Annotated in this window: 12 protein-coding genes and 1 tRNA gene; 4 read left to right on the forward strand and 9 right to left on the reverse strand. The window is 25.4% G+C overall.

Translation table 11 applies throughout. From position 1 onward, the window contains the following. From BDU_RS03775 to BDU_RS03790, 4 genes are all read right to left on the reverse strand, one after another. Positions 1 to 735, reverse strand: coding sequence for an ABC transporter permease (locus BDU_RS03775; protein ID WP_012538490.1), 735 nt, complete (start codon positions 733 to 735; stop codon positions 1 to 3). Then, positions 732 to 1658, reverse strand: coding sequence for an ABC transporter ATP-binding protein (locus BDU_RS03780; RefSeq protein WP_012538491.1), 927 nt, complete (start codon positions 1656 to 1658; stop codon positions 732 to 734). Before BDU_RS03780 ends, BDU_RS03775 begins: the two co-directional genes overlap by 4 nt. A 21-nt stretch (positions 1659 to 1679) precedes the next feature. After that, a complete protein-coding gene (locus tag BDU_RS03785) occupies positions 1680 to 2639 on the reverse strand; it encodes a ribonuclease Z (protein WP_012538492.1) in 960 nt (319 codons plus the stop codon). Positions 2640 to 2944: 305 nt separating this feature from the next. Further along, positions 2945 to 4024 (reverse strand): NAD(P)/FAD-dependent oxidoreductase, encoded by a 1080-nt coding sequence (locus BDU_RS03790; RefSeq protein WP_012538493.1) that lies wholly within the window; start codon positions 4022 to 4024, stop codon positions 2945 to 2947. A gap of 151 nt (positions 4025 to 4175) precedes the next feature. On the opposite strand from BDU_RS03790, the gene BDU_RS03795 reads away from it, so the two are divergent. From BDU_RS03795 to BDU_RS03805, 3 genes are all read left to right on the forward strand, one after another. Continuing rightward, positions 4176 to 4766 carry an ATP-dependent Clp protease proteolytic subunit gene (locus BDU_RS03795; protein ID WP_012538494.1) on the forward strand — a complete coding sequence of 197 codons (591 nt, stop codon included), beginning with the start codon at positions 4176 to 4178 and terminating at the stop codon, positions 4764 to 4766. Continuing rightward, entirely contained in the window at positions 4741 to 5472 is a 732-nt protein-coding gene (locus tag BDU_RS03800; protein ID WP_318250782.1) for a hypothetical protein, read from the forward strand. Before BDU_RS03795 ends, BDU_RS03800 begins: the two co-directional genes overlap by 26 nt. Positions 5473 to 5530: 58 nt before the next feature. Beyond that, positions 5531 to 5614: transfer RNA gene (locus tag BDU_RS03805), tRNA-Leu, on the forward strand. 2 nt (positions 5615 to 5616) lie between these two features. Here BDU_RS03805 and BDU_RS03810 read toward each other — a convergent pair. Then, complete coding sequence (locus BDU_RS03810) at positions 5617 to 6483, reverse strand: undecaprenyl phosphate translocase family protein (protein WP_012538496.1); 867 nt, start codon at positions 6481 to 6483, stop codon at positions 5617 to 5619. 34 nt (positions 6484 to 6517) lie between these two features. Further along, positions 6518 to 6847 carry a nucleoside triphosphate pyrophosphohydrolase family protein gene (locus tag BDU_RS03815; RefSeq protein ID WP_012538497.1) on the reverse strand — a complete coding sequence of 110 codons (330 nt, stop codon included), beginning with the start codon at positions 6845 to 6847 and terminating at the stop codon, positions 6518 to 6520. A 99-nt stretch (positions 6848 to 6946) separates the two neighbouring features. Between BDU_RS03815 and BDU_RS03820 the strand changes: the two genes are divergently transcribed. Continuing rightward, positions 6947 to 7834 carry a LysM peptidoglycan-binding domain-containing M23 family metallopeptidase gene (locus BDU_RS03820; RefSeq protein ID WP_012538498.1) on the forward strand — a complete coding sequence of 296 codons (888 nt, stop codon included), beginning with the start codon at positions 6947 to 6949 and terminating at the stop codon, positions 7832 to 7834. Between the two features lie 214 nt (positions 7835 to 8048). On the opposite strand, the gene BDU_RS03825 is transcribed toward BDU_RS03820, so the two are convergent. The 3 genes from BDU_RS03825 to BDU_RS03835 are packed head-to-tail and all read right to left on the reverse strand — an operon-like array spanning position 8049 to position 11600. Beyond that, positions 8049 to 9404, reverse strand: coding sequence for a sigma-54-dependent transcriptional regulator (locus BDU_RS03825; RefSeq protein WP_012538499.1), 1356 nt, complete (start codon positions 9402 to 9404; stop codon positions 8049 to 8051). Continuing rightward, positions 9397 to 10557 (reverse strand): two-component system sensor histidine kinase NtrB, encoded by a 1161-nt coding sequence (locus BDU_RS03830; protein WP_012538500.1) that lies wholly within the window; start codon positions 10555 to 10557, stop codon positions 9397 to 9399. The genes BDU_RS03825 and BDU_RS03830 overlap by 8 nt, the downstream gene beginning before the upstream one ends. Beyond that, entirely contained in the window at positions 10557 to 11600 is a 1044-nt protein-coding gene (locus BDU_RS03835; protein ID WP_012538501.1) for a hypothetical protein, read from the reverse strand. Before BDU_RS03835 ends, BDU_RS03830 begins: the two co-directional genes overlap by 1 nt. Between the last annotated feature and the right edge of the window lie 14 nt (positions 11601 to 11614).

Genomic DNA, 11614 nt, shown 5'->3' on the forward strand with positions numbered 1-11614 from the left:
CTATCTCCATTTTTTTAATCTTATGCTATATGCGCTTAGTATTAAAAATGTAATTGTAAACGTGCTGAAGTAAATTAAATCTGATAAGTTTAATATTCCCATGTTAAAGTAACCAAAATGATTACTAATTGAGATAAAATTTAGTATTTGTCCAAATATATTGTCTTTTCCAAATATCATTACTAACTTTCCTGAAAATACTATTATGATCAAAACAAAAACGCTTAATATGTAAGACACTATTTGACTTTTGGTAATGGAAGATATAAAAACTCCTATGCTGAGCACTGAGTAAGAATAAAGAATTATTCCTAGATATTGAAGGAATATTATACCAAGATCAAATTCACCCATGAAGATTGTCATTAATGTTAGTGGCAATGTAAGAGCAAAGAGTATTAGTGTAAATATTTTAAGTGTAATAAATTTGCCAAGTACTATTTCTTGTGGATTTATTGGTAGTGCATATAGTAATTCAATACTTCCCGTTTTGTATTCTTCTGAGAATACTCCCATACTTAGAGCTGGGAGAACCAACATTAAAATTATAGGCATTGATGAGAAATAAGACATTAATGATGCGTTGTCTTTGATAAAAAATCCTGATAAGAAAATAAAAGAAAAGTTTACAAATATTAAGAAAAATAATATTACAACATATGCAGTTGGCGTTCCAAATAAAACTTTTAATTCTTTTTTTGACAAAATTAAGGATTGTCTTAGATCTATTTTCATTCTTTTCTCTCCTTTGTTAATTTGCTAAATATTTTTTCTAGACTTTCATGTTTTGGAATCATTGCTTTAAGTATTATTCCTTTACTTGTAATATAATTAAAAAGTTCTCTTTCAGTTTTATTGGGTTTGAGTTTTAATGAAACATTGGTTTCTTTTTCAAATTCTTCTATTTTAATTGATGTAAATATATCATTGTTATTGAAATGTTCTTTGATTGTTTCAGAATCTTTGTAAATAATAAGCTCTATTTCAGATTCTTGAAGTCTGTTTTTGGCTATATTTGCTTTAGTGTCATCGGCAATAATTTGTCCATTATTAATAATGACGATTCTTTTGCATATTGACTCAACTTCACTTAGAATGTGAGATGAAAATAGTATTGTACTGGTTTTTGCAAGTTCTTTTAAAAAGTCTTTAAATTCGATAATTTGGTTTGGGTCAAGTCCGTTTGTAGGTTCATCTAGTATTACAAGTTTGGGATTATTAATTAAAGCACCAGCTATTCCTACTCTTTGTTTAAATCCTTTTGATAATGTGGATATTAGTTTATTTTTGACACTTTCAAGTTTGAAAATGCTTATTACTCTATCTATTTCTTTATTGTGATTTGTAACACCTTTAATTTCGGATATAAAGTTTAAATATTCTTTAACGGATAATTCAGGATAGAGAGCTAATTTTTCAGGTATGTAGCCTATATTTTGCAATATTTCTTTTGGATTTTTTGTTATATCTTTTCCAAAGATTTTTACATTGCCTTTAGTTGGATAATGAAATGATGTTAAAATTTTGATTAATGTGGATTTTCCTGCTCCATTTGGGCCAAGTATTCCAAGCACTTCTCCTTCGTTAACTTTGAAGCTAACATTTAAGAGAGCTGTAAATGAACCATATGTTTTAGTAATGTTGTTTACATTGATCATTTGTTATCTCCTTAGATATTATTATTTTATAATAAATTTATCTTTATTTGCTTTAAGTTTCATACCATCTTTTGCTAAGAATATGTTTCCATTTGGATATTCTTGTTGTGCTTCATTTAATAATTCGTATAGGTCTTTATTTAAAGTATATCTTTCACTAAAATGTATAAGTCCAGTTTGATATACTTTTGCTTTTTTTGTAATTTGTGCTGCTAATTTTGCTGTTAGATGTAATTTTTTTTTAGCTTCTTCTTTTAAGTCATCTTTAAATGTACTCTCAATAATTACTAAATTGAAATTTTGAATATATGTGCTTAATTCTTCAAAGTAAGCCGTATCTGTAATATATGCAAATTTGAGTCCTTTTTTTGTTTCTCCTAATATTTCAGAAGGAACTATTTTTCTTCCATTCAGCATTACTTCATATCCTTCTTGTAGTTTTTTTCTAATAGGTCCTTTTGGTATATTTAGGCTTTCTGCTTTTTGTATGTCAAATTTACCAGGTTTATCTTTTTCTATAAATAAATATCCAATACAATCTATTGAATGTTTAAGTTTTATATATTCAATTCTTTTTCTTTTATCTTCATATAGTACAGGTTCTGTCTTATTAATTATTATTTCTTTATATATTATTTGATAATTTTTATGTACTCTTAAGAGTTCAATATTTGTTTCTAAATATTTTTTGATACCTATAGGGCCAATAATGGTTAAAGGTTCTTTTCTTGTATCACCACTTTGTGCCATTAACATTACTATTCCAAGTAGTCCTGTGATATGATCGGCGTGTAAATGTGTGATACAAATCATTTTAATTTTTTGCCATGATATTTTTTGTTTCCTAAGAGACATTTGTGTAGCTTCTCCACAGTCAAAAAGAATACTTTCTCCGTGGTATTCAATTAAAACAGATGTTAAATATCTGTTGTGTAATGGTCTTGTGCCTCCTGTGCCAAGAATATTAATATTAAAATTCAAAAATAATCTCCCAATTCTTTTTGTTTAGTAAATTATGGATATACATGTTAAAATTGGCTTTTAAAATGTGCATGATTATATTGGTATTTTGCATTTTTTTTAAATGATTTTTTAATTTAATAGTAGATACTCCTTGATATTACATATTGAGTATTTGATTTTATAAAAGATAGATATATTTTATTTTTACTATTATGTTTTATTTTGCACACACTGCAAACATTATATTATTTTTTTTGATAATTTAGAAATGTTTCAAATAGAAATTATTTATTTTAATAAAAGTTCTAATACGAATTAATTGGTTATTTGATAGTACCTTTTTTATTTGAATGATTATATAAGTTTTCATATCTTTTAATATCGTAATAAGTTGGTAAATTAGATTTGTTTTCAATATAATCTAAGATTTTTTTAGATAAATATGGTGCCATTGATATTCCTCTTGTTCCAAATCCATTTAAGATGAATATATTTTTATATTGTGGATGTTCTCCAAGAAATGGTTCTCTATCAATTGTGGCAGGTCTTATGTGTGCTTTATGTTTTATTACTTTATAATTTAGATTTGTAATTTTTTCTAGTTTTTTTAATAATTCTTTTTTTGCCCATTCATTTGTGTTTGTATCTAAAGTGTTCCATTCATAAGTTCCTCCAAGATAGTATTTACTATTTTCTAGAGGTATTAGTGATACATGTCTATTGTATATTTCTTTTAGATTGAGACCTTTAATTTCTACTATAAGCATTTCTCCTTTTGCTAATTTAAATGGAAGATATGAAAAGAGCCCTTCAATTTTTTCTTTATATCCTTTTGTAAATATTAGTTTTTTAAATTTAAGTTTGTTTATTGTAAAGAAATTTTCATCTATTTTAAGATTTTTATTATTTATTTCTTGTTCTGTATATGCTTGATATTTAATAAAGTATTTTTTGAGATTGTTTATGTATAGTTCTGTGTTAATTGTTGCTCCCTTGATTAGTATGCCTCCATCATTGTCATTACAGAAATCGTTTATTTTGTCATTTTTTATTTCGATAATAAACTTTTCTATATTTGAATAATTATTTATTTTGGAAAGTAATTCTTCTTTTTGTGTTTTTGTGGTAAATGGTCTAAAAATAGGAATTTCTTTTAAAATATTGCAATGAATATTTTTTTCCATTTCTTTGTAATATTGAATTGCAAAGAAAAAAATTTCAGATTCTCTCCAAGCAATATTCATTTTTCTTCCCATAATGGGGTTAATAACTCCTCCTGCTATTGTTGTTGCTTTTTGAATGCCATCATCAAATAAAATTACACTTTTTTTTCTTTGAAGTATTTCATAAGTTAAAGTACTTCCAGCAATCCCACCACCAATAATTGCAAATTCATATTCCATTTAATTTTCCTTTATGTTAAATTTGATTTTTTTGAATAATTATTTATTTTAATATACTATTTATTTTTATTATGTGTGTTGAGATTTAAAAACCTTTTGTTTTTAATTATAATTATATATATTTAATTATAATTGTTTAAAAGGTAAGTTTATGGATTTTAAGGATATGAATGTGCAAACAGAAATACAAAAATCATTAGAATTTGCATTAAAGAGTAGATCAATAGTTATTACAGGTGAAATTGATAAAGATACTTCTAAGTTGTTTCAAGAAAAAATATTATTTTTAGAAGCATCAGATTCTACAAAACCAATATTTGTTTATATTGATTCAGAAGGTGGTGACATTGATGCTGGTTTTGCTATTTTTAATATGATACGTTTTGTAAGGCCCAAAGTTTTTACGATTGGAGTTGGGCTTGTTGCAAGTGCTGGTGCTTTGATTTTCTTAGCAGCAGATTCAAAGAGTAGGTTTTCTTTGCCACATGCAAGATATTTATTGCACCAACCATTAAGTGGTTTTAAAGGTGTTGCTACGGATATTGAAATTTATACAAATGAGCTTAATAAAGTTAAGAGTGAACTTAATGATATTATTGCAAAAGAGACGGGCCAGGAGCTTAATAAAGTTGAAAAAGATACTGATAGGGATTTTTGGTTAGACAGCGAATCAGCAGTAAAATATGGGCTTGTCTTTCAGATTATTACTACTAGACTTGAACTTGAGAAATTTATTTCTTAGTTTGTTGGTATTATCTTGTAGTTTTCCGAAAAGAGATTTTAGTATTTTGGAATTTAGTGTTATTAATTTCCAAAAAAATTTGATTTCAATTAATGCGTTAGTAGATATTGCTTATAATCTATCTTTTTTTGATTTTGATTTAGTGATTGTTAAAAATTTAAAGAATAAAGAGGAGTTGGATCTTATTAATAATAAAGTTGCATTTGGAGATTTTCAAAATGCATATTTTATTGGACAAAATGATATTTTATCAATAAGTATTCTTTCTAAAGAAAAAATTAAAATTCAAATTTTAGATTTAATAGAGGGATTTTATGCATGTAGATTGGGTGTGGTTGTTGATTTTGTGTTTAAAGATCGGCATTATGGGATTGTTATTTTTAATTTTGATGAGAAAATAGCTAATAATTTGGATATTGATCTTGTTAATGAGCAACTTAAATATTTAAGTTATAGGTATGAAAATTTGCTTTTTATTTTAGATAAGAGTGAACTTATCTTGTTAGATATGATTATTAAGAATGGTTTTTTTAATTTAATTTATAATTCTATTAATCCTTTTTATATCATTAATGCCATTAGTTCTAAGGTTTATTCTAATTTTGTAGCACAAATTTCTATTCATTCTTTAAGGTATGTTGTTTTAAGCTATTTGTATAATAATTTTTATATGAGCGGCTTGCCAAAAAGTATTTTAATTAAATAGGTTTTGCAATTCTTAGTTCTTGACATCATTATTGCATTGTTATATTATTACTACCGATGCCGAAATGGTGGAAGTGGTAGACACACAGGACTTAAAATCCTGAGGAGGAAGCTCCGTACCGGTTCAAGTCCGGTTTTCGGTATTTCAAATTTTAGGATTGTTTTTATTGTTAAGTAGGTTGTTTATATAAATTCCGCCAATAAATAAGATAATTGAAAAGACATAAATTTGTAGACTAAGTTTTATTTGTAGTTTGGTTGTAAGAAATGTCATTTGTATAATTGTTCCTGAAATTAGTCCTATAGATAGATAGAGAAAATCAATTAAGTATTTTTCTATTGTTTTTTTAATTATTATTATTGTGATTCCTATGCCTATTATTGTAAAAGTACTAAATATGATACATGGTATTATTTTAATTTGTGCTATTATGTTGATTATTTCTTTGTAAGTTCCAAGACTTAATAATATGAGTGAGCCTGAGATACCTGGTAATATCATTGCAGAACCACCTATTATTCCTGAACAGGCAAGTAATAAATAGTATTGAATTGATGTTTTATCTTGATTTGTTGTTAGGTTTAGTGATACATTATGATGCTTTAGGATTAAGAGAAATAGTATAGTTAAAAGGCCAGATATAAATAATAAGTATTTATTAATTTTTGTATTGATATTAAATGTTGAATTTGTATTAATCTCTTTTTTTAATGTAAATATACTTCCTAGTATTAGTCCTATAAAAAATATATTTAAATACATTTCTTTTGTTGCATTGTCTAAAATATATTTTTTAAGTATTTTTGCAAATATTGTTGTTGAGGTTAATATTCCGAGTGATAATTTTCCCAAAAAAGTTATGCTTTCTTTTACTCTTTTTAGTTTTACAAGATTTGTCGACGAATAAATGATGTTATAGTATATTCCTGTGATTAAGGCTATCGTGCCTCCTGAAATGCCTGGTATTATATTTGCGATACCAATTAAGAGGCCTTTTATATAAATTCCCATCGTAATTTATGTATTTACATAGAATTGATGTTTGTTATCTCTCATCACCCTCACCACTAATTGTACCGTTTTTATGTCTTTTTTTTAACTTTTCTAGATTTGTGATTGCAACATCTTCAAGTGTTATTCCAAGGTTATTACTTAAATTTGAAATATACCACAATACGTCACCAAGTTCTTTCTTTATTGCTAATAAATATTCCTCATCAAGGACGTATTCTCTATCTCGACCTAATTTTTTTATTTTTTCTACTACTTCTCCTGTTTCTCCAGCAAGGCCAAGTGTGCTTAAAATCAGTTCTTCTTTTTTATTTTTATATTTTGCAGTTTGTTTAGCTTTTGTTTGATATTCATTTAATTCCATAATTAAGACTAGTTTAATATAGTTTTTATTTATTTACAAGTTTATTTATTATTTCTTTTTTTTTTAAAGTTTTATTATATTAATTGGGGTTTAGCTATTATGAGTAAATGTATTTTTTTATTTGCAACTCTATTTTTTGTTGTACAATTTAATTACATATATTCTTATCCTGAGATAAAAAGTTTTTCAAATAAAGATCCTGTTTTTTATGATCTGAGAAAAAAAATTGTTAAATATAATAAAAGAGAAAATGTTCCTTTGTTTATTTATTTATATCGAGTAAAGGAAGGTGATACTTTTTTTAGGATTGCGAATAAATTGAATGGTTGGCAGGCTAGTATTGCTACAATTAACATGTTAGATTCTCCTGTTTTAAAGGTAGGACAAGAAATTTTATTTCCCAGTAAGAAAGGTCTTTTTATCTTTAATAGTAGGGAATATAGATTTAATAATTTACTCTTAGCAACAAGGGATTTAAAAAAAGCAGAGAAAGTAAAAATTAAGAGGAATAATAAGATTTATGAGTTTTATTTTTTTGATTCGATTGAACAACCAAAATTAAGTTTTTTTTCAACTACAGAGATGCTTTTCTTTTTAAATTCTGATTTTATTTTCCCTTTAAAGAAATTTATCATAAGTTCTGATTTTGGATTTAGACCAGATCCTTTTACTGGTGTTAAAAATTTTCATACAGGTATAGATCTTGCAGCGCCGATTAACACTTTAGTTTTTTGTTCGGCTTATGGTGTTGTAGGTTTAGTTGGGTTTAATAATGTTTATGGTAATTTTGTTGTTGTTGAACATAAAAATAATGTTAAATCTCTTTATGGACATCTTAATTCTTATGTTGTCAAAAGGGGGGATATTTTAAGAACAGGAGATATTATTGGTAAAGTAGGACAAACTGGTAGATCTACAGGGCCTCATTTACATTTTGAAATATTAAAGAGAGATGCTCCTATTAATCCTGTAACAATTTTAAAGTAAACATAATTGTATTATTAAATTGTGTTTATTATTATGTTATATTTTAAGATAAATTAAATATAAGGGTGTAATTTTTTGCTACACTTTATTTAAAAGATTTATTTAATATGTTTCGACTTGATATATTATTGTTACTATTGGAATTTTTTTAGTATAAAAAATATACACCATCAGATAATGGCTATATTGTTTGATATTGATTATTTATTAATAGTTAATGTATTTTATATTCTGTGATTTTATTGTGTAAAGTTTTTCTTCCAATTTTAAGTATTTCAGCACATTTACTTTTATTATTCTTGGAATGAAGAAGTGTTTGTTTTATGATCTCTTTTTCTGCTTCTTTTAAGCTTATTCCTATTGGTAGTGTTATATTAAATGATTGATTTGTGTTGTTTTTGATTTTAGGGGGTAGATCATCTTTAACAATTTGTTTCCCTTTAGATAGGATTAATGCACTCTCAAGTACATTTTTTAATTCTCTGATATTCCCTGGCCAATCATATGCATAAAGAGCTTTTAGTGCATCATTTGAAATACTTTTTTCTTCTTTATTATTTTCACTTGCAACATCTTTAATTAGTATTTTTGTTAAATTTGGAATGTCATCTTTTCTTTCTCTTAATGGTGGAATATTTATATTTATTATATTAAGTCTATAAAATAAATCTTCTCTAAATTTTCCTTTTTGAATTTCTTCTTCAATATTTTTATTTGTTGCTGTTAGTAACCTAATGTCAACTTGCATAGTAGTTTCTCCGCCTACTCGTTCAAAGGTTTTATTTTGCAGTACTCTTAATAATTTTACTTGTACTTCAGGTGATACTTCTACTATTTCATCTAAAAATATGGTTCCTTTATCCGCTAGTTCAAATCTGCCTTTTTTTTGGGAAATTGCACCTGTGAATGCTCCTTTTTCATGTCCAAAAAGTTCACTCTCAAGTATGCTTTCAGATAGTGCGGCACAATTGACTTTAATAAAAGGTTTGTCGTTTCTATTTGATAAATCAAATATTGCATCTGCTATTACTTCTTTTCCAACACCGCTTTCTCCAGTTATTAGAACAGATGCTTTTGATTTTGCAATTTTCTTTACAAGTTCTAAGATTTTTTGCATTATAAGTGATTTTCCAAATATTTCTTCGTAATAGCTTAAATTTTTTCTTATAATGACGTTTTTTTGTAATACATTTTGTTGTGTTTTGTCATTCCTTTTTTTTAAAGCTCGCTTGATGATTAATAATAGTCTTTCAAGGTCAACAGGTTTTGTTAAAAAGTCATAAGCACCCTCTCGCATAGCATCAACAGCTGAATCTACAGTGCCGTGTGCTGTAAGAATGATAAAAGGTATATTTGGATTTCTATCTTTTACAATTTTTAATAATTCTTCTCCTGATATTTGAGGCATTCGAAGATCAGATATTATAGCATCGATTTTTTCATTTTGAATTGTTTCAAGAGCTTCTTCGCCATCACTAGCAGTAAATACAAAGTAACCTTCTTCTTCAAGATAAGTTGCTATTCCTTCTCGTATGTTTTTTTCATCATCTGCTACCAATAATTTACTCATTTTCTAAACATCCTTCAATTAAAATTTTGCCTTTATTTAATTTTGGAAGTGTTATTGTAAAAGATGTTCCTTTCATTTCTTTACTTTCTACAAAAATTTCACCACCATGTTCTTTCACTATTTTATAGGAAATGGTAAGTCCTATACCACTTCCATTTTCTTTTGTACTAAATTGTGGTTTAAATATATCGTCTTTTGTTTCGTTTGTTATTCCATTAGCATTATCTTTAATAGAAACATAAATGTTATTTTCATTTTCATGAATAGATATTTCTATTTTTTTTATTTTTTTATTTGATTCAAGTAATGCTTCTTCTGCATTTTTTACTATATTAATAATTACTTGTCTTATAAGTTTTTCATCAATTAATACAAAGCTTACTTTTTTTAAACTAAGTATAAATTTAATATTTTTATTTTTTAATTCTGGATTTAATAAATTATATACACTTTTTATAATATCTGAAATATCTTTTTTTTGTGGCATTATTTTTATTGGTCTTACTGTTAATAAGAAATCTGTTACTGTTTTGTCCATTCTATTTATTTCTTCTTTAATTATTTTAAAGTAATGATTTGTTTTTGTACTTTCGATGTTTTGTTTATCTATTTCTTTTTTAAGGAGTTGTAAATTTATATCAATTGCTCCTAGAGGATTTTTAATTTCATGTGCTATGTTTCTTGCATGTCTTGTAAATGCAGCTAAAGCTTCAGCTCTTCTAAAGAGTTCTTCTTTATGTTTTTTATCTTTAATGTCTTCAATTAAAATGATATTTCCTTCAAGTTTTTGATCTCTTACATATGGCATAAATGATATTTTGATATATATGTTTGTTGAAATTTGTACTTCAAATCCTATTATTTTATCTTCATTTGTTGCTAGTTCTTCTATGAGATTTGTTAGTGTTGGAATTGAAATATCTTTAAGAGTTTCTAATTTATATTTGGGGCTTATAGATAGAATTTGAAATAACATTTTGTTTAGATAAATTATGTTGTTGATTTTATCAAGTACCATAATGCCTTCATTAATAGATGCGAAAATACCATCATATATTTCTATTTTTTTATAAATATCTTGTATGAATTTAAGTTTTTGGTCACTTGATAATTTATTTAATTTGGTCAATGTTTTTTTTAAAAATTTGCTCATTAATCCTCATAATGTAACATTAGATTTTCGATTATTAATTTTTTATTTTGATTGTAAGGATTATATTTCATTATATATTTTAGATATTCTAATCTTTGTAAGTATGTGTTTATATCTAAATTTTGGTTTAAAAATTCATTTCTAAGTTGGTTTGCAAGTTCTTCTAAAAATAGACTGAATATGTTGTCGTCTTTTATGAAATTAGTTGAACTTAGATTAAATATACTTTGCTTTTCTTGTATGACATTTAAAATTTTTTTGACTTCTTCTTTTAATTTGGTATGTTCTTCGCTATTAAATGATTTAAAATATTCTTCTATTGTAAGTTTATCATTTTTTTTAAAAGTTTCCTGAAATAGACTAATTTCAAATTCTCTGTTTTCTTTGTTGAATTTGTATATTCTAAGTCTTGATAAAATTGTTTTTGGAATTTTATTTTTATTTCTTGTGGTTAAAATGAAATAGATATTTGAAGGTGGTTCTTCTAGTATTTTTAATAATGCATTATAGACATTAAAATTAAGGTTTTCAATTGTATTAATGTAAATTACTTTTATCTTGTTTTTTTCAGATAGTACCCAGTATTTAATTTTTCTAACATCCTTAATTGTAATGTTAAAATTTATCTCTTTAATTATTTCTTCAATTTTATTAATAAGTTCTTTTTTTGTTGTGTCATTGTATTGATTGTTATAGTAGACATCATTAATAAAATTGATATTTGTTTCTATTTTTTTTAAATTTTTGTCACTACTAAAGTTGTATTTTGCAAAGATAATATTTTTAACATATTCTAGATATCGATTTATAACTTCGTTTGATGTTGAGCTGAGATAAGCTTTTGCTTCCACTACATTAAGATCTGAGAGAATAATTAAATTAGGATTTGTTAAATTTTTTGTATTTAGAATTTCTTTTGCTAGTGCAATTGCAGTTGTCTTTTTAAAAGAAAATCTTTCTCCCCAAAAAAGCATTGCATTTGCTAAATTTTCTTTTTTATATTCATTAATTATTGTTTTAGCTATTTCAGGTAATATTTTCATATTTTTACTTCTCT

Origin of the sequence: Borrelia duttonii Ly (genome assembly GCF_000019685.1) — a bacterium.
Taxonomy (GTDB): Bacteria; Spirochaetota; Spirochaetia; order Borreliales; family Borreliaceae; genus Borrelia; species Borrelia duttonii.